Annotated in this window: 22 protein-coding genes; 12 read left to right on the top strand and 10 right to left on the bottom strand. The window is 69.8% G+C overall.

Features of this window, described 5'->3' with window-relative positions; all coding sequences use genetic code 11:
* Positions 1-25: 25 nt before the first annotated feature.
* The gene (locus G5C66_RS03420) at positions 26-1,333 is read right to left on the bottom strand and encodes a D-arabinono-1,4-lactone oxidase (RefSeq protein WP_165109546.1); all 1,308 of its coding nucleotides are present in this window, start codon (positions 1,331-1,333) and stop codon (positions 26-28) included.
* A gap of 128 nt (positions 1,334-1,461) precedes the next feature.
* Here G5C66_RS03420 and G5C66_RS03415 point away from each other — a divergent pair, with 128 nt between their 5' ends.
* Together G5C66_RS03415 and G5C66_RS03410 are read left to right on the top strand one after the other, a co-directional pair.
* Entirely contained in the window at positions 1,462-2,670 is a 1,209-nt protein-coding gene (locus tag G5C66_RS03415) for an alanine racemase (RefSeq protein WP_165109545.1), read from the top strand.
* 76 nt (positions 2,671-2,746) lie between these two features.
* Positions 2,747-3,970: an alanine racemase gene (locus tag G5C66_RS03410; protein WP_165109544.1), complete on the top strand. Its 1,224-nt coding sequence runs from the start codon at positions 2,747-2,749 to the stop codon at positions 3,968-3,970.
* A 5-nt stretch (positions 3,971-3,975) separates the two neighbouring features.
* Here G5C66_RS03410 and G5C66_RS03405 read toward each other — a convergent pair whose 3' ends face one another.
* The 3 genes from G5C66_RS03405 to G5C66_RS03395 form a co-directional block, all read right to left on the bottom strand.
* Entirely contained in the window at positions 3,976-4,878 is a 903-nt protein-coding gene (locus G5C66_RS03405; protein WP_165109543.1) for an endonuclease/exonuclease/phosphatase family protein, read from the bottom strand.
* 81 nt (positions 4,879-4,959) lie between these two features.
* Complete coding sequence (locus tag G5C66_RS03400) at positions 4,960-5,691, bottom strand: hypothetical protein (RefSeq protein WP_165109542.1); 732 nt, start codon at positions 5,689-5,691, stop codon at positions 4,960-4,962.
* Between the two features lie 215 nt (positions 5,692-5,906).
* Complete coding sequence (locus G5C66_RS03395) at positions 5,907-7,118, bottom strand: MFS transporter (RefSeq protein ID WP_165109541.1); 1,212 nt, start codon at positions 7,116-7,118, stop codon at positions 5,907-5,909.
* 107 nt (positions 7,119-7,225) lie between these two features.
* Between G5C66_RS03395 and G5C66_RS26375 the strand changes: the two genes are divergently transcribed.
* Positions 7,226-7,795 (top strand): TetR family transcriptional regulator, encoded by a 570-nt coding sequence (locus tag G5C66_RS26375; RefSeq protein ID WP_165109540.1) that lies wholly within the window; start codon positions 7,226-7,228, stop codon positions 7,793-7,795.
* Between the two features lie 55 nt (positions 7,796-7,850).
* Here the strand turns inward: G5C66_RS26375 and G5C66_RS03385 are convergent, their stop codons facing one another.
* Complete coding sequence (locus G5C66_RS03385) at positions 7,851-8,345, bottom strand: carboxymuconolactone decarboxylase family protein (protein ID WP_241248175.1); 495 nt, start codon at positions 8,343-8,345, stop codon at positions 7,851-7,853.
* A 98-nt stretch (positions 8,346-8,443) separates the two neighbouring features.
* On the opposite strand from G5C66_RS03385, the gene sigJ reads away from it, so the two are divergent.
* Positions 8,444-9,325, top strand: a complete 882-nt coding sequence (sigJ, locus tag G5C66_RS03380; RefSeq protein ID WP_165109539.1) for an RNA polymerase sigma factor SigJ — start codon at positions 8,444-8,446, stop codon at positions 9,323-9,325.
* A gap of 24 nt (positions 9,326-9,349) precedes the next feature.
* On the opposite strand, the gene G5C66_RS03375 is transcribed toward sigJ, so the two are convergent.
* Positions 9,350-10,009: a maleylpyruvate isomerase family mycothiol-dependent enzyme gene (locus G5C66_RS03375; protein WP_165109538.1), complete on the bottom strand. Its 660-nt coding sequence runs from the start codon at positions 10,007-10,009 to the stop codon at positions 9,350-9,352.
* A 133-nt stretch (positions 10,010-10,142) separates the two neighbouring features.
* Between G5C66_RS03375 and G5C66_RS03370 the strand changes: the two genes are divergently transcribed.
* The gene (locus G5C66_RS03370; RefSeq protein WP_165109537.1) at positions 10,143-10,916 is read left to right on the top strand and encodes an IclR family transcriptional regulator; all 774 of its coding nucleotides are present in this window, start codon (positions 10,143-10,145) and stop codon (positions 10,914-10,916) included.
* Between the two features lie 53 nt (positions 10,917-10,969).
* Positions 10,970-11,767: a hypothetical protein gene (locus G5C66_RS03365; RefSeq protein WP_165109536.1), complete on the top strand. Its 798-nt coding sequence runs from the start codon at positions 10,970-10,972 to the stop codon at positions 11,765-11,767.
* A gap of 11 nt (positions 11,768-11,778) precedes the next feature.
* Here the strand turns inward: G5C66_RS03365 and G5C66_RS03360 are convergent, their stop codons facing one another.
* On the bottom strand, positions 11,779-12,684 hold the full coding sequence (locus tag G5C66_RS03360) for a hypothetical protein (protein ID WP_165109535.1): 906 nt from the start codon (positions 12,682-12,684) through the stop codon (positions 11,779-11,781).
* Between G5C66_RS03360 and G5C66_RS03355 the strand changes: the two genes are divergently transcribed.
* From G5C66_RS03355 to G5C66_RS03340, 4 genes are all read left to right on the top strand, one after another.
* Complete coding sequence (locus G5C66_RS03355; RefSeq protein WP_165109534.1) at positions 12,683-13,000, top strand: hypothetical protein; 318 nt, start codon at positions 12,683-12,685, stop codon at positions 12,998-13,000. The two genes, G5C66_RS03360 and G5C66_RS03355, sit on opposite strands and share 2 nt — an antisense overlap.
* 67 nt (positions 13,001-13,067) lie before the next feature.
* Positions 13,068-13,940 (top strand): S1 family peptidase, encoded by an 873-nt coding sequence (locus G5C66_RS03350; RefSeq protein ID WP_165109533.1) that lies wholly within the window; start codon positions 13,068-13,070, stop codon positions 13,938-13,940.
* Positions 13,941-14,106: 166 nt separating this feature from the next.
* Entirely contained in the window at positions 14,107-14,979 is an 873-nt protein-coding gene (locus tag G5C66_RS03345) for a S1 family peptidase (protein WP_165109532.1), read from the top strand.
* A 163-nt stretch (positions 14,980-15,142) separates the two neighbouring features.
* Entirely contained in the window at positions 15,143-16,003 is an 861-nt protein-coding gene (locus tag G5C66_RS03340) for a S1 family peptidase (protein ID WP_165109531.1), read from the top strand.
* Positions 16,004-16,054: 51 nt separating this feature from the next.
* On the opposite strand, the gene G5C66_RS03335 is transcribed toward G5C66_RS03340, so the two are convergent.
* Complete coding sequence (locus tag G5C66_RS03335; protein ID WP_165109530.1) at positions 16,055-17,254, bottom strand: glycosyltransferase; 1,200 nt, start codon at positions 17,252-17,254, stop codon at positions 16,055-16,057.
* A 434-nt stretch (positions 17,255-17,688) separates the two neighbouring features.
* Here G5C66_RS03335 and G5C66_RS03330 point away from each other — a divergent pair, with 434 nt between their 5' ends.
* The gene (locus G5C66_RS03330) at positions 17,689-18,531 is read left to right on the top strand and encodes a hypothetical protein (protein WP_165109529.1); all 843 of its coding nucleotides are present in this window, start codon (positions 17,689-17,691) and stop codon (positions 18,529-18,531) included.
* Here the strand turns inward: G5C66_RS03330 and G5C66_RS03325 are convergent.
* A complete protein-coding gene (locus G5C66_RS03325; protein WP_206443670.1) occupies positions 18,515-19,408 on the bottom strand; it encodes a class I SAM-dependent methyltransferase in 894 nt (297 codons plus the stop codon). The genes G5C66_RS03330 and G5C66_RS03325 overlap by 17 nt on opposite strands.
* Before the next feature lie 35 nt (positions 19,409-19,443).
* Here G5C66_RS03325 and G5C66_RS03320 point away from each other — a divergent pair, with 35 nt between their 5' ends.
* Positions 19,444-20,175 carry a Fic family protein gene (locus G5C66_RS03320; RefSeq protein ID WP_165109528.1) on the top strand — a complete coding sequence of 244 codons (732 nt, stop codon included), beginning with the start codon at positions 19,444-19,446 and terminating at the stop codon, positions 20,173-20,175.
* 284 nt (positions 20,176-20,459) lie between these two features.
* On the opposite strand, the gene G5C66_RS03315 is transcribed toward G5C66_RS03320, so the two are convergent.
* Entirely contained in the window at positions 20,460-21,254 is a 795-nt protein-coding gene (locus tag G5C66_RS03315; protein ID WP_165109527.1) for an HAD family hydrolase, read from the bottom strand.
* Positions 21,255-21,352 lie beyond the last annotated feature (98 nt).

Genomic DNA, 21,352 nt, shown 5'->3' with positions numbered 1-21,352 from the left:
CGGTGACCCGGGAGAGAAGGTCAGGTTAAGAGCCGAGGACCTGCTCCAGATAGGGGTTGCTGAAGGTGCGCGACGGGTCGAGCTTGTCGCGCAGCGCGACGAAGTCGCCGAACCGGGGATAGCGCTCGGCCAGGTCAGCGGCGGAGAGCGTGTGCATCTTGCCCCAGTGCGGGCGGCCGCCCGCCTCGCCGGCGATCCGCTCGAAGGTCGCGAAGTACTCCTCCCGCCACGGCGAGGACGGGGCGGTGTGGATGGCGATGTAGACGTTCTCGCGCTCGAACCCGGTGGACAGCGGGATGTCGTCGGCGGCCGCGACGCGGACCTCGACGGGGAAGGAGATGTTCCACGAGGAGGCCTCGACCGCGCGCTGCAGCTCGGCGAGGACGTCCATACCCGCAGCACGCGGCACCGCGTACTCGCTCTCCACGAACCGCACCTTCCGCTCCGAGGTGAAGACGCGGTAGGAGACGTCGGTGAACTCGCGCGGCGAGAGGGCGGAGGCGGCGAAGCGGGCCAGCGGCTTGACCAGCGCAGGCACGCGGAGGCCGAGCTCGACGGTCGCGCCGAAGGCGGTGTTGGAGAGCAGCTCGTCGTCGAACCAGCCCCGGACCGGGCCCACCGGCTTCAGCGGCGTCTCCGGCAGCGGCAGCCGGGTGTTGTGCTTGGTGAGCACCCGGGTGGTGTGCGGGAACCAGTAGAACTCGAAGTGGTCGGTGCCCGAAGCGTGCTCCTCGAACTCGGCCATGACCGCGTCGAGCTCGCCGTTGCCCTCACGCGCGTTCAGCGCGAACAGTGGCTCGGTCTGGAGGGTGACCTCGACGATGGTCCCGAGCGCACCGAGCCCGACGCGGGCGAGGTCGAAGACCTCGGGGTTCTCCGTCGCCGAGCAGGAGAGGACGGAGCCGTCGGCGAGGAGCAGCCGGAGGCCGCGTACCTGCGTCGCCAGGCCGCCGAAGCGCGCTCCGGTGCCGTGGGTGCCGGTCGAGATCGCCCCAGAGATCGACTGCTCCTCGATGTCGCCGAGGTTGGTCATCGACAGCCCGAGCGCCTCGAGCGCTCGGTTGAGGACCTTGAGGCGGGTGCCGCCGCGGACCGTCACCAGCCCGGTCGTCGCGTCGGCCTTCACGATCCCGGAGATCCGGTCGAGGCTCACCTGGACGTCCACCGGGGAGCCGATCGCGGTGAACGAGTGGCCGGCGCCGATCGGCTTGACCCTGCGGCCGGCTTCGGTCGCAGCCACCACGACCGCCGCGAGCTCCGCCTCGTCGCGAGGCACGACGACCTCGATCGCTCCCGTGTGCTGATTGCCCGCCCAGTTCTGCCACTCACTCACGCGGCAAAGGGTGTCGCTTCCGAGGCGTTCGGTCAACGACTTCACCCAGATCCGTTCGGACCGCGCGGTGGCACAGTTGGTTACCTGCCGTTGACGCGGGTGCCGCGCGGGGCATAGACACTTGGGTCGTGGTTACCACTTCCCACCATCTCTCGGCCCAGCAGCACGAGCGGCTCGACCGCGCGACCGCCGCTCTCGACGGACCAGTCGGGGCCGTCGACCTGGCCGCGTTCGACGCCAACGCCGACGATCTCGTGCGCCGCGCGGCCGGCACCCCGATCCGGGTCGCCAGCAAGTCCGTACGCTGCCGGGCGCTGATCGACCGCGTGCTCGCCCGCGAGGGGTACGAGGGGATCCTGGCGTTCACGCTGTCCGAGGCGCTGTGGCTGGCCGAGACCCACTACGACATCGTGATCGGCTACCCGACCGCCGACCGGGCGGCGCTCGCCGCGCTCGCGAAGGACGAGGAGAAGCTCGCCCGGATCACGCTGATGGTCGACAGCGCCGAAGGGTTGTCGCTGGTCAAGGCCGCGATCGGCACCCCGGCCGCCCCCGTACGCGTCGCCATCGATCTCGACGCCGCGCTGGTCATCGCGCGCCGGATCTGGCTCGGCGCCCGCCGCTCCCCGGTGCGCACCCCGGAGGACGCCGTCGCGCTGGCCCGCATCGTCGCCGAGGACCCGGACTTCCAGCTGGTCGGGCTGATGGCCTACGAGGGCCAGGTCGCCGGCACCGTCGACCGCCCGCTCGGCGGCAACCCGCCCGCCGCGGTGATCCGCCGGATGAAGAAGGCGTCCATCGCCGAGATCACCGAGCGCCGCGGGAAGATCGTCGCGGCCGTACGCTCGCTGACCGACCTCGAGTTCGTCAACGGCGGCGGCACCGGCTCGATCGAGTCCACCCGTGCCGACTCCTCGGTCACCGAGATCGCTGCGGGTTCCGGCCTCTACGGCCCGACCCTCTTCGACCGCTACGACGGCTTCACGCCCCACCCGGCGGCGTACTTCGGGCTGAGCGTCGTGCGCCGTCCCGCGCCCGGCATCGTCACCGTCGCCGGTGGCGGCTGGATCGCCTCGGGCCCGCCCGGGCTCGACCGCGTCCCGAGCCCCACCTACCCCTTCGGCCTCGAGTACGTCGGCACCGAAGGCGCCGGGGAGGTCCAGACGCCGCTGCGCGGGCATGCCGCCGACGAGCTCGCGATCGGCGACAAGGTCTGGTTCCGCCACGCGAAGGCCGGTGAGGTGTGCGAGCGGCTCGATGTCCTCCACCTGATCGAGGGCGACGCGATCATCACCGTCGCGCCGACCTACCGGGGCGAGGGACAGACCTTCCTCTGAGGTACCCGCCCGGACATTTCCAAGTTTTCTCGAAACCCCGTGCCCGGCCGTGGGGCCGTCGGTAGGTTCGGTCCCGATGGACGATCACGTGACCTGGGCGGACAAGGGCTTCATGGAGCCGGGAGAAGCCGTCGATCTCACCACGTACGCAGCCTCCGGCCGCAACCTCTTCGACGGCTCGTTCACCTGGCCGGTGATGGTGCTCAAGAAGAGCGCGCTGGAGCACAACATCGAGACCCTGGCGGGGTTCGCGGAGGAGCACGGGCTGCTGCTCGCCCCGCACGGCAAGACCACGATGGCGCCCTCGCTCTACCGGCAACAGCTCGACGCCGGCGCGTGGGCGATCACGGTCGCCACGCCCAGCCAGGCGCTGGTCGCTCGCCATGCCGGCGTACGCCGTGTCCTGGTCGCCAACGAGATCCTCGACCACAGCGCGCTGAGCTGGGTCGCCTCCGAGCGGGCGGCCGACCCGGAGTTCCTACATCTGCACTGGGTGGACTCGGTCGAGGGCGTCGAGGCGGCCGCCGAGGCGTCGGCCCTGGTAGGCGTCGCGGACCGGCCGCTCGCGGTGCTGCTCGACCTGGGCTTCCCGGGCGGCCGCACCGGCTGCCGCTCCGTCGAGGAGGCGGTCGAGCTCGCGCGAGTGGTGGACGGGCGGCCGGGCCTGCTGCTGGCCGGCGTGGCCGGCTACGAGGGCGGCCTGGAGACGGCCGAGGCGGTCGGCGACTACTTCGACCGTCTCAAGGAGCTCGCCTCGACGCTGTTCACCGAGGGGCTCGTCGCCGCGGATGCGATCGTCTCCGCAGGCGGGAGCGCCTTCTTCGACGTCCTCGCCGAGCGTTGGGCCTCCGGATGGCCGGACGGGATGACGCCTCGCAAGGTCCTGCGCAGCGGGACGTACATCACCCACGACCACGGCCTCTACGCCGCCACGACGCCCTACCACCGCATCGCGGGGAGCCTGGACCCGGCCATCGAGGTGTGGGCCCAGATCGTCTCGGCCCCCGAGGAGGGGCTGGTCATCGCGGGCATGGGCCGGCGGGACGTGCCCTACGACAACGGCCTGCCGGTCCCGCTCGCGGTGCGGCGCGACGGCTTCGGCGGCGCGGAGAAGATCGAGGGCACCGTCGAGAAGCTGGCCGACCAGCACGCCTTCCTGCGCACCGACGCCGGGCTGCGGCCGGGCGACCTGGTCAGCTTCGGGATCTCACACCCGTGCACGGCGTTCGACAAGTGGCGGCTGATCCCGGTCGTCGACCTCGACTACACCGTGACCGATCTGGCCCGGACGTACTTCTGAGTTTGTCAGGGAATGTCGGAGAGACGCACCCTGACCTGGTAGAACGCGCCGTGGTCGGTGGCCCGCCGGGCCGACGGGCCGGAGTAGACCTGGTAGCGGTCGGGCTGCAACGAGGGGCTGAGGAACGCCTGGTCGATCGGCGCCCGGCGCGCGGTGGCGCACTTCTCGTGCTCCGCGAGCGGGCTCACCAGGCCGGTCCCGGGCGAGGTCAGGTCGCACAGGATGTCGTTGCGCTGGTTGAAGTCACCCGCGACGACGATCGGCACCTCCGCGCGGGCGACCACGTCCTTGACGACCCGGGCGTTCAGGTCGCGCCACCTCTTCTGCCCGGGAGCCGACGGCAGGCTCGCCGGGAAGTGCACCGGCAGCACCCCGACGCGCTGCCCGGAGGAACGCTCCTCCAGCACCACCACCGGCGCGCTCACCCGGGCGCCGTGGCGGTAGTACATGGTCACCGTGTCCCTGCTGACCAGCCGGAACACCGAGCGGCGGTAGAACACCGCGTCGTCGGTCGCGTCGGGCGTGGAGACGAGCGCGTACTCCCGTCCGAAGGACTCGAACGCCTCCCGCTGCGGCGCCTCCACCTCGGCGAGCACCCCGAAGTCGATGAGCGTACGCCGCAGGTGACCGACCACGATCCGCATCCGTGGCACGCCGTCGAGCCGGTCCGCGGCCGCACCCCCTGGTGCCGTGTGGTGGTCGGCCCACGCGTTGAGCCAGGCGAAGCGCTGGAAGCCCGGCTGCACCGGTTCCGCCTGGGCGACCTTCACGGTCGGGCCGGCGGTGGCCGTCGTCGGGACGAGGAAGCTGAGCGCGGCGCCGAGGACGCCGCACAGCGCGACCACGGGCACGACGGCGCGCAGCAAGGCTGCCCGACCCGGACCCGAGGAGATCAGTGTGGGGGACACGCCTGTTGACGGTATGGGCGGGCTGTGTGCGTCGAACCAAACGCTTTCGAATACTCGGAAACCTCGGGTGAACTCCCGCGGCTACAGGTCCATGAAGATCAGGGCGCCGGCGATGTCGGCGGTGCCGTAGTGGAGGTAGTCGTCGACCGTCGTCTCCGACACGCCCTTCTGGCCGGTCACGAAGCCGACGACGACGGCCTTGGCGGACTCCTTGGCGACCCACTTCCCGATCACGTCGTCCTGGACGAGGCTGCCGGTGGGCAGGTCGATGTCGGTCTCCTTGACCGACTCCGCGGCCGCCGTCGCTGCCGCCTCGCTGCCGAAGACGTAGATGACCCGGAGCATCCGCAGCTTGCCGCCCTCGGCGTCATGGATCCCCATCGCGGCGTACCGGCAGCCCTTGCCGTCCAGGGCGGCCGACGCGATCGGCCCGCAGTCCGGATAGTCCTGGGAGGCGACGTACGTCGCGTTCATGCTCACGTCGCCGAGCTTGAACCTCCAGTCGCCCTCGAAGAGGTCCGCGGCCAGCCCGCCCGGCGCGGGAGCCGCGGAGGACGGGTCCGGTGACGTGGTCGGGGTCGCGGTGACCGTCACCGGCCCGGGTCCTGCCGTCGGGTCCTCCTCGCCCCGGAGGATGACGATCGCCGCGGTGACGATCACCCCGATGACCAGCACGACGGCGATCGCCCCGAGCCCGATCACGATCGGCCACGGGTTGTGCGGCTTCTCCGTCGGGGGTGGCCCGCCTGGGGCGAACGAATTTTCGTTCGACGGCCAGCCGCCCTGCGTCCCGAGGTTCGGCGCAGGAGGCATCGCCCCGTACCCGTCCGGTGGCGGCGGTGGTGTCGGTGTCGTCATCGGTCCCCTTCCCCGCTGTCCCACGATTCTCTCGTACGTCCTCGCCACATCGTCGCCGGGAGAGCAATCCGAACCACCCAAGAGGTAGTCCGAGACGTTCCTGCCCATCTACCCACAGGTAACGGACCAGAACGTCCCGGACTACCGGGTTCGCCTCGGCTACTCCGCGCTCAGGGGCCGGCGGTGGCGGGCCGGGTGGACTCGCGGCGGCCGAGACCGGCCTGGATGACGATGCCGAGCGCAGCGACGCCGATGAGGACGCCGGCGTACAGCTCGAACGTGGGGATCAGGCCCCACCGCGGGGCCAGCTGCCCGGCGATGATCACGGGGACCCCGAACGAGAGGTACGCGACGGTGTAGATGCCGGCGAAGACGCCCGCCCGTTCCTGGGGCTGGATGTGCGGGACGACGAGCCGGAGCTGACCGCCGAAGGCAGCGCCGAACCCTAGACCGCCGACGACGGCGCCGAGCCAGAGGACCGGAAGGGTCGTGGTGAGGACGCCGGCGACCACGACGACCATGCCGACGAGCACGAGCACCTTCCCTGTGATCGTGCTCCGGCGGGCCGGGTGGCGGGCGAACCAGAAGCTGGCGAGTGCGGCGACGAACGGGCCGAGGAATGCGGTGAAGCCGGTGACCAGGCCGCCGTCGAGGTCGAAGTGGAGGCGCAGCACGGCCGGGGAGAGGCCGAGGAAGAACGCCGGGGTCATCCAGGCTGCGACGTGGACGGGGATCCCGGCGAGGAACTCGGCGCGGATGTTGCCCGGCACGCTGATCCGAGGTGCGAGCGAGCGCCAGGCGCCGGCCCGAGGTGAGGAGGTCTCGCTGGTGAACACGACGAAGACGATCCCCAGCACCATCACCAGCGCGAGCGCGCCGAACACCAGGGTGTTGGCGGCTGGCGTGAACTGCACGGCGGCACCGGTGGCGAGCGCGCCGAGGGCGAGTCCGCCGGCGACCGACGCCGCGGCGAGCCCGCCGGCGAGCTTCTTCAGATGGTCCGGCGCGTGCTCGACGATCGCCGCGCTGAACGCGCTGGTCGCGAGTCCGGTGGCCAGTCCCTGGAGTGCCCTGGCGACGATCACCCAGCCGATGTCGGAGGCGACGAGGAAGACGGCCATCGAGACCAGCTCGCCGCCGAGAGCCGCGATGAGGACAGGCCGGCGGCCGAGGTGGTCGGACAGCGAGCCGCCGACCAGGAGCGCGACGAGCAGGCCGAGGGCGTAGACCGAGAAGGCGAAGGTGAGAGTGCCGGCCGAGAACCCCCACTCCTGCTGCCGGAGGGAGAGCAGCGGCGTCGGTGCGCCGGCTGCGAAGAAGAAGGCCGCGAAGATCGCGGCGAGCCCGGCGAAGGCCGCCTTGGGGCTGAGAGTGCGGGACATCGGAGGGCTCCTTAGACAGATCAGTCTAATATCAGGGAGTCCATTTAGACAGATCTGTTCAAGCAAGTCAAGGCGTTTTAGACAGACTTGTCTGATATTCTTCTTTCATGAGCACGAAGCGGCCATCCGCACGGCAGCGTCTGCTGGAGACGGCCGACCGTCTGTTCTACGCCGAAGGCGTGCATGCGGTCGGCATCGACCGGATCATCGAGGAGGCCGGCGTCGCCAAGGGGTCGTTGTTCTACAACTTCTCCGGCAAGGACGCGCTGGTCGCTGCGTACCTGGAAGGGCGTCATCAGCGCCGACGCGAGCGCACGGAGCACCATCAGGCGGCCTTCTCCGATCCGGTGGACAAGCTCCTCGCGACCTTCGACGCTCTCGACGAGGTGGCCCATCTCCCGACCTACCGGGGTTGCCCGTTCGCCAACGCCAGTGTCGAAGCGGCCACCGGCAGCGCTGAGCTGGCGGCCTTGGAGTCCTTCCGGGGCTGGTTGCGGGAGATGCTGCTCTCGCTGGCGGTCGAGGCCGGCTACGCCGACCCGGAAGGCGTCGCCGACCGCGTGCGGCTGCTCTACGACGGTGCCGTGGCCAACGCCCAGCTCGACTCGCATCCGGAGGCCGTCCGGCTGGCCAAGGAGCTGGCCCGGACGGTGCTGGAGTCGTCTCCGCGTACCTAGGAAGTGCAGAAGGGCCCGGACGCGACTGTGCGTCCGGGCCCGGTCTGACCGCTCGTCAGGGGGCGACGGGGTAGTGGCTGGAGATCGCGATGCGGTTCCAGGCGTTGATGGCGATCGCGACCCAGGTGAGGGCGGCGATCTGCTTGGCGTCGAGGATGCTCTCCACGTCCACCTTGGGGGCGGGGGAGGTGTGCAGGTCGCCGATGCGGGTGATCTGCTCGGCGATGGTGAGTGCGGCCTGCTCCTCCGGGGTGAAGTACTGCGACTCCCACCAGGCGGCGACGAGGGCGAGGCGGTCGGTGGTCTCGCCGTTCTTGAGGGCGTCCTGGGTGTGCATCCGCAGGCAGAAGGCGCAGCCGTTGATCTGGGAGGCGCGGAGCTTGACGAGGTCGACGGTGAGCCGGTCGACGCCGGCGACGGTGATGGCCTCCTCGACCGCCTCCTCGACGGCCAGCTGGGCCTTGTACGCAGCGGGGAAGAGCTTGGTGACGTTGACGTTGGCGAGCATCGGGGTCCTTCTGGTCTGGCCCGCCACAGCGCGGGCACTCATCAGGTTGACGAGGTGCTGCCGACGAATGTGAGGTCGCCACCTCACATTCGCGCTGTCTGGCTCGTCACATCGAACGAGGGCGGGAGAAAGGTGCCACGATGCCTGACATGGACGACCTGGGCGAGGTGATGATCGAGCGCCGCCGCCTGATCGCGCTCGCCTACCGGCTGCTCGGCACGCTCGAGGAGGCCGAGGACGCGGTCCAGGAGACCTACCTGCGCTGGTACCGCCTGACCGACGACGAGCGCGCGGCGATCGACAACCCGTCCGGCTGGCTGAGCCGCGTCACCAGCAGGATCTGTCTCGACGTGCTCAAGTCGGCACGAGCCCGCCGGGAGAGGTACGTCGGGCCCTGGCTGCCCGAGCCGGTCCGGCCGGGTCTCCTCGCGGTCCCCGAGGATCCGGCCGACCGGGCGACCCTGGACGACACGGTGAGCACCGCGCTGCTCGTCGTGCTCGACGCGATGACGCCGGCCGAGCGGGTCGCGTTCGTGCTCCACGACATCTTCGCGGTCCCGTTCGGCGACATCGCCGGCGTGGTCGGTCGCTCCCCGGCGGCCGTACGTCAGCTCGCCGCCTCCGCGCGACGCCGGGTCGCGGCGCAGCGCGCCGAGGTCGCTCCGTTGCCGGAGCACGACGACGTCGTCCGCGCCTTCGTCTCGGCGACCGCCGGCGGCGACCTCGGACGGCTGGTGACCCTGCTGGACCCGTCGGTCACGCTGCGCTCCGACGGCGGCGGCCGGGTCAGTGCGGCCCGCAACCCGATCGAAGGGCCGGAGAAGGTGGCCCGGTTCCTCCTGGGCGTACTGACCAAGCGGCCGACCTGGACGATCAGCACCGAGGCGACCGCCGACGGCCTCGGGTTCACGCTGGTCGAGGACGGCGTCCACCGCGGCGTCGCCAACCTGCGGGTCGTCGACGGCAGGGTCACCGATGTCTGGATCGTCCTCAACCCGGACAAGCTGGGTGCATGGCACTGATCAGCCGGCCCGGGCGCCGAAACCTCAGAGCCAGGGGCCGAGCTCGGGAGCGTCGATGAGGGAGTGCGGGCGCCCGGCGAGCCATGCCACGACGTCGGGGAGCGGACCGGAGACGGCCGCGAGCTCCTCGTCGGAGAGGCCACGCTTCGTACGGATCTCCTGACCCAGTGCGACCAGGAAGTCCTCGGGGAGGTCGGCGAACGTCGTCCCGGCGGCGAGGTCGACGGCGTGGACGAGGACCTCCCGCGCGCGCATCCAGGGGACGTCGCTGGCGGGACGGGTGATGCCCTGGGCGGTGATGATCTCGTGCCGCCACTGCTCCTCGGTGAGCTCGTCCATCGCCGCATCCAGGGCGTCGGCGCTCCGCGAGAACCACGCCGTCAGCTCGTCGGCGGGCAGTCCGGAGGCCCGCTCGATGTCGGCGTTGCGCTGTTCGACCGAGGCGTACATCCGCTTCTCCACGCCGGTCGCGGCCCAGGAGATCAGGTTGCCGAGCGCTTCGGCGTTGGCGCAGACGTGACCGACGAGGTGCGAACGGGTCCAACCGGGCAACGACGAGGCGTCCGACCAGTCTGATGGTGACAACGAACCGATCCTGTCGAAAAACAGCGAGGTGCCCTCGGCGACCCAGCGCCGGGCGTCGTCGAACGTGCGGGGAGCGGTGGCGGAGAGAAGGGCCGACATGGCGCCAAGCCTGCCAGTTCCACGCGTGGCAGAACATCCAAATCTGTCGACAAGAACTGACATACGCCTCTTGTCAATCTCCTGCGGAGCCGAGCGATTGGTGCTTTCTTAGGTGTGATCAGGAAGAGGTGGGATGGACAAGCCGCTCAAGACCCGGCCCCCGTACGCGATCACCAGCGTGGATCACGCACTCAAGCTGGCGGCGATCCTTCAGCTCGAAGGACGCCTGACGGTCTCGGAGGCAGCGGCTCGGCTCGAGGTTGCCCGCTCCACCGCGCACCGGCTGCTCGCGATGCTGGTCTACCGCGACTTCGCGGTCCAGGACGAGGACAAGGTCTACCGCGCCGGGCCCGTGCTGGAGCTGGCCGCCCACTCGCGCTCGACCGCCTCGCGGCTCCGCCAGGTGGCGCTGCCGCACCTGCAGCGCCTGGTCGACCTGCTCGGCGAGTCCGCCAACGTCGCCGTACGGGCCGGTGACACCTGCCGCTTCATCGCCTCGGTCGAGTCACCGCAGTCGCTCAAGGTCGGCTCCCGCGAGGGCATGGTCTTCCCCGCCCACCGCACCACCGCCGGCCTCCTGCTCCTGGCCCAGATCTCCGAGGAGGAGCTCGCCTCGCTCTACAGCAAGGAGAGGTACGCCGACCACCTGACCGATCGCCCGGACCTCGACGCGCTGCGCACCGAGCTGGAGCGCGTACGCCGCAACGGGTTCGCCTTCAACGACGGCCGCTCCGAGCGTGGCGTGGTCGCCGTGGGCGTGCCCGTCCGTGGCGCCGTGGGCGACGTCGTCGCCGGGATGTCGATCTCCATGCCCAGCGTGCGCTACGACAAGGAATCGCTGCCGAGCGTCGTGGCGACCCTGATGTCCAGCGCGGGGGCCCTGGAGCGTGATCTGGCTCAAGGGTGATCTGCGTCAAGTCGCCCCCGGTTGCGTCGGTTCGCGAGTTAACCTGGAGGTCGATGAGCGACAATCCGCCCTCCAGCGACACCCAAGCACCGAAACGGATCGACTGGCTCGCGACCACCGCTGGTGCGCTCGCCGCCGTCACCTCGTCCCTCCTGCTCTCCACGCTCGGCGCTGTCGGCACCCTGGTCGGAGCAGCGATCGGCAGCGTCGCGGCGACGATCGGCACCAACCTCTACTCGCAGTGGCTGGCCAAGAGCCACCAGAAGGTGACCAGCGTCCAGGCCTTGGCCAGGTGGCGGGCCGCCGGGCTCGCCGGCGTACGGAGCGAGTCTGCGTCGGAGTCGGTCGCCGAGGCTGCGGCCGATGCAGGGGACGAGGCGGCCGGCGCCGAGCCCACGCCGACGTGGCGGGAGCGCTTGGAGGCGCTGCCCTGGAAGCGGGTCGTGCTGCTCTCGCTGGCGATGTTCGTGGTCGTGGTCGCCGTGATCACCGTCTTCGAGCTGCTGGCCGGGCGCAGCGTCAGCTCGATCGTGGGTGACGGCGACGGTGATACGACGATCTCCCGCGTGACCGGCGGCGGCTCGGACGCCCGCGACGAGGAGCCGGGCAGGGAGCCGTCGACCGGCACCACCACGACGCCCGAGGAGTCCGCGAGCCCGACCACCGAGCCGTCACAGGAGCCGCAGGAGTCGGAGTCGGCCGTGCCGGAGGAGCCGAGCGAGGAGCCGTCGACGTCGACCGAGCCGAGCGCCACGCCGTCGGAGCAGCCGAGTCAGAGCCCCAGTACGTCGAGCGAGCCGTCACCCTCGACAGGAGCTTCCTCGGCCCCGGCCGCCCAGCCGACCTCCTAGGGCATCCGGGATCACATCCGGAAGAGGATCTCCGCGCCGAGGTCGGTGTTGCCGTAGGAGGTGTACTCCTTGCCCTTGGCGATCGTGATGCCGTCGTTGGCGGTGACCATGGTGTAGACGACATACTTGCCGTAGTCCTTCACCTTGAACCAGCCCTGGGTGTAGTCGGGCAGGGAGGCCTCGGTGGGCGGGATCACGTGGTGCGGCTCGATCTGCGCGGCGGCCTTCCCCGCCGCCTCGACGGTGCCGAAGTCGTAGATGAAGTGGGTCAGCCGCAGATTGCCCTGCTGGGCCTTGTAGGAGACCCGGACGGCGTAGTCACAGCCGAGCTTGCGGATCGGGCGCTTGAGGGTCGCCTTGCAGCCGGAGTAGTCCTTGCCGTCCAGGTAGCGCGCCTTCAGCGTGACGTCGCCGTAGGTGAACTCCCAGGGGCGGGGGACGTCGGCCTTGGAGAGCCGCTCGGGGCCGATGGTCGAGCGCGGGGTGGCGCGGTCGCCGGGGTCTGCCGGGGAGCTGGTGCCGGGCCAGCCGGGTCGTCCGCTGGACTCGCCGCTCACGTCGGTGCTTCCGCCGCCGGGGCTCGCCGAGTCGGTGGGGGCCGTGCTCGTCGAGGGCGTGTCGCTCGTGGACGGTGTGCCGGCGGTGGTGGCCGCGTCGTCGCCGCGGGTGAAGAGGGCGTAGACGACCACTCCGCACACGACCACGAGGGCGAGCGAGGCGGCGATGGTCAGAACCTGGCGCAGCGGGCCGGCCTGGCCGGCGCGCTCCTTGCGTGCGTTGAACGCGGGACGGTCGCCGCCGAGGTCCTCGGAGAGCCCGATCAGGCGCTCGTTGTAGTCGAACGGGGCAGGCTGCTTCTGCGGCTCCTCGTCAGGCGCGCCCGAACCGGGGGAGCCTGGAAGCGGCGGATACGGCATGGGGTTTGTCTACCATCTATCAACGGTCGCCACGCCGAAGGTTTCGAAGTCGGATGAAATCCCGTCCGATTCACCGCTCGAGCAGCGAGATGAACATGGATATCTACCGTACGCGGCCTGCGACCCGGTCACCTACAACTTGGCGATGCTCGCCTCATCCTCTTCGGTGGCCCTGCTGCCGCAAACCATCCGGAGATCGCGTGTTGCTGCAATGCATGAATCCGAAGAACCAGTCTTTGCAATGCAGATTCTTGGGGAACCGAATGTGATGCGGCGCGAGGGAAAGATCATGAAACTCAGTTACCGCACTCGGTAATCCACGAAACCCGTGGACTCGGGTGCGGAGTCCGCAACAAGCGGGCCTTTCCCCCAGGAGGAGACGTATGAGGTTCGAACGCACCACTTTCCGTCCCCGCACGATCGCCGCGCTCGCGGCGGGTGTGGGTCTCGCGGCCTCCGCCGCTGTCGCCGTCCCGGCTGCCGCCGCGGACGCCGAGTTCAGCAAGGCCGAGGTCGCATCGGTCAGGTCGGCCGTCGCCGAGTCCGCCCCGGTCGGCTCGTCGTGGTACACCGACCCGGCCACCAACAAGGTCGTCGTCACCGTCGACGAGACCGTCTCCAAGGCCGAGATCGCCAAGGTCAAGAAGGCGGCGGCCGAGAAGACCAGCCAGGGCGACGAGGCGGTGACCGTCAAGCACACCAAGGGCAAGTTCACCACCCTGATCGGCCCGGGTGACGCCATCTACGGCGGCGGCTCGCGCTGCTCGCTCGGCTTCAACGTCAAGGTCGGCGGCGCCGACTACTTCCTGACCGCCGGCCACTGCACCGACGCCGTCTCGACCTGGTACGCCAACTCGTCGAACACCACGCTGCTCGGCCCGACCGCGGGCTCGAGCTTCCCGGGCAACGACTACGGCATCGTCCGCTACCAGTCGTCGATCTCCAAGACCGGCGGCTTCACCGCGGGCACCGCCCGGGTCGGCCAGAGCGTCACCCGCGACGGCTCGACCACCGGGGTCCACACCGGCACCGTGACGGCGGTCAACGCGAGCGTCCGCTACGCCGAGGGCACCGTCAGCGGTCTCATCCAGACCAACGTGTGCGCCGAGCCCGGCGACTCCGGCGGCGCGCTCTACTCCGGCACGACCGCGCTGGGTCTGACCTCCGGCGGCTCGGGCAACTGCACCACCGGTGGCACCACCTTCTTCCAGCCGGTGACCGAGGCGCTCAGCGTCTACGGGGCGACGATCTACTGATCAATCGCAGGTACGCCGCGGGGTGAAGTGGTTTGCGCCGCTTTGCCTCGCGGCGTACGAAATTTCGTCGAACAACGAAAGTTTTTTGCCAACGACTGGCCGACAGGGCGTCTACAACGACATACTCACTGTGGTCGTGTTCGGGCACATCGCGGTGGAGGAACGTATGAGGTTCACCAGGTCACGTAACCGTCTGCTCGCAGCAGCGGCTGGTCTAGGTCTGGCGGCCACCGCCATGGCCACGCCGGCGGTCGCTGCGCCTCCGGAGGAGAAGCTCAGCGCCAGGGCGCTGGCAGCCGTCCACTCCGCCGTCGACGCCGCGGTCAACCGATCGGCCCTGTCCGGCATCGCGTGGTACACCGACGAGGCCACCGGCAAGGTCGTCGTGACCGCCGACTCCACCGTCTCGGAGTCCGCGCTCAGCCGGCTGACCGAGACCGTCGGGATCCGCGCCGACGCGATCACGGTCAAGCGAGCCAAGGGCGAGTTCAAGCCGTTGGTCGGACCCGGCGACGCCATCTACGGCTCGGGCTACCGGTGCTCGGTCGGCTTCAACGTACGCAGCGGCGGCACCCACTACTTCCTCACCGCCGGCCACTGCGCCGAGGACGTCGGGACGTGGTACACCAACTCGGGCGAGACCACCCGGATCGGGCCGACCGTGAAATCGAGCTTCCCGGGCAACGACTACGCCCTGGTGCGCTATGCCAACACCTCGCTGACCCACTCCGGCGGCTACACCGTGGGCAATGCCAAGGTCGGCCAGCGGGTCACCCGCGACGGCTCGTCGACCGGGGTGCACTCCGGCCGGGTCGAGGCGCTCGACGTCTCGGTCCGTTACCGCGGCTCCGGCACCGTGCGCGGCATGATCCAGGCCGACATCTGCGCCGAGTCGGGCGACTCCGGCGGCCCGCTCTACGCAGGCTCGACGGCTCTCGGGATCACCTCGGGCGGCACCGGCGACTGCTCGTCGGGCGGGACGACCTTCTACCAACCCGTCCGCGAAGCCCTTCGGGCCTACGACGTCAACATCTACTGACGGTAATGATTTCGTGCTGACGGTGAAATTTTCTTTCTCCGCATGCCTGGCGGGTTGAGCCGGCGACATACTCCGAGGAGGCGTGCTCGGGCACATCGCGGTGGTCGGGCGCTCCTGGCGCCTGCAACCACGCGGGTGCCTGGTCGTTTCGTAGGAGGAACACATGAGTTTCACCACGTCCCGCACCCGTCTGGCCGCAGTCGTAGCCGGTCTCGGCCTGGCAGCCACCGCTGCGGTCATGCCGGCTGCCGCCGCTCCAGCTGACAAGAAGCTCGGTCCGAAGGCGCTGGCCGCCGTCCACTCGGCCGTCGACAAGTCGGCCGTGTCCGGCATCGCCTGGTACACCGACGAGGCCACCGGCAAGGTGGTCGTCACGGCCGACTCCACCGTCACGAAGGCAGACCTGGCCAAGGTCACCAAGGCCGCCGGCGGCAACGCCGACGCCCTCACGATCAAGCGCACCGCTGGCACCTTCAAGCCGCTGCTCGGCGCCGGCGACGCGATCTACGGCTCGGGCTACCGCTGCTCGTTGGGCTTCAACGTGCAGAGCGGCAGCAACTACTACTTCATCACCGCGGGCCACTGCGGCGACGAGGTTCCGACCTGGTACGCCAACTCGGCCCAGTCCACCCTGATCGGTCCGACGGTCGCCTCGAGCTTCCCGGGCAACGACTACGCCCTGGTCCGCTATGACAACGCGTCGCTCTCGCACCCCGGTGGCTTCACGGTCGCCGATGCGTACGTCGGCGAGAAGGTCACCCGCGACGGGTCCACCACCGGCGTCCACACCGGCACCGTCCAGGCGCTCAACGTGACCGTCCGCTACCAGGGCGCGGGTCGGGTCAGCGGCATGATCCAGACCAATGTGTGCGCCGAGCCGGGTGACTCCGGCGGTGCGCTCTACGACGGCACGAAGGCCCTCGGCATCACCTCGGGCGGCTCCGGCAACTGCACGACGGGCGGAACGACCTTCTTCCAGCCCGTTCGTGAAGCCGTCGACGCCTATGGCGTGACGATCTACTGACTCACCCCCCGCTGGTCGAGCCCCGCTCACGGGGCTCGACCAGCGGTCGTCTCAGACGGCGACCGGGATGAGGGCCGAGTCGGCGGACTCCTTGATGAGCCGGGCGTACGCGTCGAAGAGCCGCTGCTCGGAGAGGCGCTGCCGATTGCGGAAGATGCGCTCGAAGTGCTCCTCGCGCTGGGCGAAGGCGGCCTTCCAGGTCTCGGCCATCTCGGCTGGGTCGAAGGACGCGACCAGACGGATGTCGCCGACCATCGCCGGAGCGTCGCCGACCGGCGTGGTCACCGGGACCGCACCGCACGCCATCCCCTCGAGCAGGCAGAGCGGCGCGGCCTCGCCGAACGCAGAGGTGAGCGTGATCAGGTCGGCGGCGTTGTAGAGCGGCGCCATCTGGCTCTGGATCCCGAGAGCGTGCAGGTTGGTCTCCAGGGCCGGCCACGCGCCGAGCTCCTCGGCGACGAGCGCCGCGAAGGCCGGGTTGTCCGCGGTCATCCCGGCGCCGCACATGACGAGGTGGGCGTCGGGGTGCTCCTGCACGAACCGGCGCGCGGCGCGGACGAAGAGCGGGATGTTCTTCATCTCGTCGAACCGGGCCGCGATCATCACGACCGGCGCCTCGCCGCTCACACCGAGCTCGGCGCGCTTGCTCGCGCGCAGGTCGGCGTCGGTGCGGAACTTGTGGAGGTCCACCCCGTTCGGGAAGACCGGCAGCCGCTCCAGCGGGATCCCGGTCGCCTCGTGGTAGGCACGCTGGGTCGACTCCGCGCAGCAGACCGCCGCGGTCAGCAACCCGGCGCGGTCGAGGTCGATGAGCTCCTGTACGCCGGCCCCCTGGTGCTCCGGGTCGGAGCGGTGCAGACACGTGATCAGGGGAGTGCCCGAGGTGCCGACCTTGCCGAGTACGGTGAGCGGCTGCTCCTTGAGGGAGAGCACCACGTCGGCCTTCGCCACCGACTGCGCCACCCGCTTGAGCTGGCTGGCGGTGATCGGTCCGGTCGGCGTACGCCTCAGGGCTCTGACCGGCACGCCGGCCGAGGTCAGGCGGCGGTAGGAGTTGTCCGAGGAGATCCGCTGGGCGGTGAACTCGCGCTGGACGCGGTCGCTGAGACTCAGCACGCTGTGCTGCTGAGGCGTGGTGGCATCGAGCGCACGGACGACGGCGGTGTGCAGGATCCGGGCGCCGCCGGCGAAGAAACCTTCGTACAGGGAGAGAACGGTCGGGCCGTCCTCGAGATATGCCACGTCAGACATGTCGACCTCACTGGTCCGCAGGGCAGCATCGCCCGAGCGTTGGAGTTGGTGGGGCTACGGCAGAGATATGCGGCTTTGCAGGTGATCGTCGCTGATCGAAGCGTCAGCCAGCGGGCCCGTTGTGAACGAGTTCAGGGCAACATGGGCGCCTTCGACGCCCGGGGTGACGCTAACGCGTCGGAAGGTGCATCCCAAGACGTAGTCGGCTCGGGACGCGTGATTTCACTTGTTCGTCATCTTCACGCGCGCATCGTAGGGAGGGACGGAGGATTTATCGAAACCGGTGGGGATCCGGCTTCGATTTACGCTATCTGGTGTGGCGTGCGTCACGCTAGGCGTTCACCGAGATTGTTCGGTGAACGGTTGGCGCGGGTCTCGGACGCGCTGCGGAATAGGAGCCCACAGGTGGCCGGATCCCGCTACCTTCGAGGACCATGACGACCGAGGTGACGACGTACCGCTATGTCCGTTTCGCTCTGTGCTGTCTGCTCCTCGGACTGGCCGTCTCGGTGGGCGCCGAGACGATCGTGAGCGGGGAGTGGCAGACCTCCATCTCGTCCTACTACTACACCCCGGCCGGCCCGGTCTTCACCGCCGTGCTGTGCGCGCTGGGGGTGTGCCTGGTGGTGCTGCGGGGCTACACCGACGCCGAGGACACCGCGCTCAACCTCGCCGGGCTCTCGGCGCCGATGGTGGGCTTCGTGCCGACCCCGGAGGTCGGCCAGCAGATCGACAAGGCGGCGATCGTCAACAACGCCTGGAGCTACCTGGCGGTGATGGCGATCGGCTGGGTGGTCGTGCTGATCTTCGGTCTCCGCAAGCGGGCCGCCGCCGGGGCCTGGCCGTCGCGCTGGGGGCTGATCGGCCTGGTCTCGGTCGCTGGCGCGTGGGTCGTCGGCGTCGGCTGGCTGCTGATCGACCAGGAGACCTTCGCGACCAAGGCGCACGGGCTCGCGGCGATCTTCACCTTCACGCCGTTCGCGCTGGCGGTCGTGCTCAACACCGACTGGGGCGTGCGGAAGATCGCGCAGGAGGCCGACAAGGCGCGTACGCGGCTGGACAAGACCTACTGGGCCCTGGTCGCGGCGATGGTGGTGCTGCTCGTCACCGGGATCCTGCTCGGCCTGATCGGCTGGCACCTCTGGCTGCTGGCGACCGAGGTCTCGCTGCTGGTGTGCTTCGCGATCTTCTGGATCATCCAGAGCTTCGACCTGATGGACCCGGAGCGCGACGCTGCCACCACGCGTGCGCGGGACCCACTCACCGGAAGTCGATGAGCAGGTCGTCGTCGCCGTTGTCCGGGTCCGTGACGACCCGGGGGAGGCGTACGGCGGTGTCGGTGCGCTTGGCCAGTGGCACCGTCGGCCGCTCGGCGTCGGCGACCTCGACGACCTCGACGGTGTGCTTGACCTCGGCGTGCGGGAGCACCTGGGCGTGCCAGGCGCGGCAGTTGTAGGGCAGCTGCATGCCGTCCATGCCGCGGCCGTAGTCGTCGTAGAAGGCCAGCACCTCGCGCCGCTTCTGGTCCTGGGCCTCCGGGTCGAGGATCGCGATGTTGGAGCGCGACAGCACCAGGTCCTGGATCGAGTGGCGGTCGACGACCTGCCAGTGTCGGAACGTCTTGGCCTCGACCGCCGAGAACTGCCCGGAGTCGTCGAGGACCTTCGTCGGGTCGAAGGCGCTGTCGGGCTTGCCGATGAGCCTGCCGAGCTTGCGCACCCACGGGATCCGCTCGTCGCGCTCGTTCTGGATCACCGCGAGTCGTCCATCCGTCTTGAGGACGCGGCCGATCTCCGCCAGCGCCTTCGCGTGGTCGAACCAGTGGAACGCCTGGCCGACCACGACGACGTCGTAGAGGCTGTCGCCGGTCGGGATCTGCTCGGCAGTGCCGCTGGTGGCGCGTACGTCCGGGAGCTTCTCGGAGAGGATGTCGAGCATCGCGTCGTCCGGGTCGGTCGCGAAGACGTCGTGGCCCAGGCCGACCAGCACCTCGGTGAGCTTGCCGGTGCCGGCGCCGAGCTCGAGAACGCTCACCGGCTCGTCACCGACCAGCCACTTCACGGCATCGACCGGGTAGGACGGGCGCCCGCGGTCATAGCTGTCCGCCACGCTTCCGAAGGAGCGTGCCGGGTCGGGGTTCGCTGGGTCCGTCATCGTGGCCAGGGTAACCCCCGCTTAGGCTTCATCGTGTGAAGGACGATCCGCTGGCCCGATTGGTGTCGCTCGAAGGCGTGGCCTCGGGCTTCGCCGCAGCTCGTGACGGCATCGACGTGATGCTGCGTGACCGGGGACTGCGGCGTACGTCCCCGGAGACGACCGCCGAGTCACTGCTGCGCGGGGCGCACGCGTCGGCGGTGCTGGAGGGATCCTCGTCGTCTCTGGGCGAGGTGCGGACCTCCGGCGGGGACGCGATCGCCCAGGACGCGGTGCGGCTCTCGACCGAGCTGCTCTCGCTGGTTCCGGTGGTGAAGCAGGCGCCGTTGCAGGCGTTCGCCCGGATCCACGCGCTGGCGGCCGGGGCGTCGCTGGACGCGGAGGAGCTGGGGCGGCCCCGGTCCTCGGCTGCGGCCGAGCGGCTGCGACGTCTCTCCGACCTCCTGCTCGCGCCCACGTCGGCGCCGGCACTGGTCGTGGCGGCGTTCGCGCACGCCGATCTGGCGACCTCTGCGCCGTTCGCGTCCCACAACGGGCTGGTCGCGCGTGCCGCAGAGCGGCTCATCCTGGTCGCGCGCGGCGTGGACGAGAAGTCGTTGGTCGTGCCGGAGGCCGGCCACCTGGCGCTGCGCGCCGCCTACGAGTCCAACCTGCGCGGGTTCCGCGAGGGCGGCCAGGCGGGGGCGCACTCGTGGCTGCTGTATGCGGCCGAGGCGTACGCCGCCGGGGCCGAGGCCTCGCCGCTGCGCCTGGACGCAGCCGAATAGCGCCCGAACAGCGGCCGAAACTGATGGTGGCACCCGGTGGGTTGTGAACACCGGATGCCACCGCGGACACGAGGCCTTCTGGTTACCAAGCGTGCAAGGTCTGGTCACTGCGCCGGGATTTCTCCCCGGCTACAGCACCCCATCAGATGGGTGGATCGCCGCGTGGGTGCCTGGCTCTCGTGTACGTCTTGTTACATATCTGTTTCTACGCTGATTGGCAGACAGATTCAAGGCTGGAATTTCTGCAGGATGAGGAGGATCATGACGCCCCTGCAGAACTGCCGTCAGGCGCCGAGGCGACGGCGCTTCGTGCCGGCCCAGATGACGCCGCCTGCGATCGCCACGGCCCCGCCGACGGCCAGCGCGGCCAGCGTCGGTGTGGACGGGGTGAGCACGCGGCTGCGCAGCGCGACCGGCTTGTTGAAGACCAGGATGTCCCAGCCGCGCTCCTTGGCGACCTTGCGGAGGTCCTTGTCGGGGTTGACCGCGAAGGCGTGACCGACCTCCTCCAGCATGGGGGTGTCGGTGATCGAGTCGGAGTAGGCGTACGACTGCTCGAGGTCGTAGCCGAAGCGCTCGGCCAGCTGCTGGACCGCGCGGGCCTTCTCCTCGCGGTAGGCGTAGAGCGCGATCTCGCCGGTGTAGCGGCCGTCCTCGATCTCCATCTGGGTGGCGACGACGTGGTCGGCGCCGAGCATCGCGCCGATCGGCTCGACCAGCTCGGTGCCGGAGGCGGAGACGATGATGACGTCGTGACCCTGGGCGTGGTGCTGCTCCATGAGCTGCACCGCCTCCTCGTAGACGAGCGGGTCGACGACGTTGTGGAGGGTGTCGGCGACGATCTCCTTGACCGTCGCCACGTCCCAGCCGGTGACCATCTCGGAGAGCGACTTGCGCATCTTCTCCATCTGGTCGTGGTCGGCGCCGCCGACGACGTAGACGAACTGGGTGTAGGCCGAGCGGATCATGGCCGCGCGGGTGATCAGGCCGCCGGCCTGGAAGTGCTTGGAGAACGCAAGCGTGCTCGACCTCGCGATGATCGTCTTGTCGAGATCGAAGAACGCAGCGATGCGTGTCATGGGCACATCGTAGACGGACCGTGGGCGGGCCGATCACCCTCCACAGGGAGGGTTCGGGACGGGGTTATCCACAGCCCCCGGATTTGCGCGTGGAATCG

It is taken from the genome of Nocardioides turkmenicus, from assembly GCF_011045035.1.
Classification (GTDB): domain Bacteria; phylum Actinomycetota; class Actinomycetes; order Propionibacteriales; family Nocardioidaceae; genus Nocardioides; species Nocardioides turkmenicus.
This window is presented reverse-complemented; position numbering and strand designations above follow the sequence as displayed.

Bases quoted from the DNA above. Each gene is read 5' to 3' on its own strand.
- G5C66_RS03410 (WP_165109544.1), top strand. From the start codon at position 2,747: ATGGACGATCACGTGACCTGGGCGGACAAGGGCTTCATGGAGCCGGGA.
- G5C66_RS03400 (WP_165109542.1), bottom strand. From the start codon at position 5,691: ATGCCTCCTGCGCCGAACCTCGGGACGCAGGGCGGCTGGCCGTCGAAC.
- G5C66_RS03395 (WP_165109541.1), bottom strand. From the start codon at position 7,118: ATGTCCCGCACTCTCAGCCCCAAGGCGGCCTTCGCCGGGCTCGCCGCG.
- G5C66_RS26375 (WP_165109540.1), top strand. From the start codon at position 7,226: ATGAGCACGAAGCGGCCATCCGCACGGCAGCGTCTGCTGGAGACGGCC.
- G5C66_RS03385 (WP_241248175.1), bottom strand. From the start codon at position 8,345: ATGAGTGCCCGCGCTGTGGCGGGCCAGACCAGAAGGACCCCGATGCTC.
- sigJ (WP_165109539.1), top strand. From the start codon at position 8,444: ATGCCTGACATGGACGACCTGGGCGAGGTGATGATCGAGCGCCGCCGC.
- G5C66_RS03375 (WP_165109538.1), bottom strand. From the start codon at position 10,009: ATGTCGGCCCTTCTCTCCGCCACCGCTCCCCGCACGTTCGACGACGCC.
- G5C66_RS03370 (WP_165109537.1), top strand. From the start codon at position 10,143: ATGGACAAGCCGCTCAAGACCCGGCCCCCGTACGCGATCACCAGCGTG.
- G5C66_RS03365 (WP_165109536.1), top strand. From the start codon at position 10,970: ATGAGCGACAATCCGCCCTCCAGCGACACCCAAGCACCGAAACGGATC.
- G5C66_RS03355 (WP_165109534.1), top strand. From the start codon at position 12,683: ATGGGGTTTGTCTACCATCTATCAACGGTCGCCACGCCGAAGGTTTCG.
- G5C66_RS03360 (WP_165109535.1), bottom strand. From the start codon at position 12,684: ATGCCGTATCCGCCGCTTCCAGGCTCCCCCGGTTCGGGCGCGCCTGAC.
- G5C66_RS03350 (WP_165109533.1), top strand. From the start codon at position 13,068: ATGAGGTTCGAACGCACCACTTTCCGTCCCCGCACGATCGCCGCGCTC.
- G5C66_RS03345 (WP_165109532.1), top strand. From the start codon at position 14,107: ATGAGGTTCACCAGGTCACGTAACCGTCTGCTCGCAGCAGCGGCTGGT.
- G5C66_RS03340 (WP_165109531.1), top strand. From the start codon at position 15,143: ATGAGTTTCACCACGTCCCGCACCCGTCTGGCCGCAGTCGTAGCCGGT.
- G5C66_RS03335 (WP_165109530.1), bottom strand. From the start codon at position 17,254: ATGTCTGACGTGGCATATCTCGAGGACGGCCCGACCGTTCTCTCCCTG.
- G5C66_RS03330 (WP_165109529.1), top strand. From the start codon at position 17,689: ATGACGACCGAGGTGACGACGTACCGCTATGTCCGTTTCGCTCTGTGC.
- G5C66_RS03325 (WP_206443670.1), bottom strand. From the start codon at position 19,408: ATGACGGACCCAGCGAACCCCGACCCGGCACGCTCCTTCGGAAGCGTG.
- G5C66_RS03315 (WP_165109527.1), bottom strand. From the start codon at position 21,254: ATGACACGCATCGCTGCGTTCTTCGATCTCGACAAGACGATCATCGCG.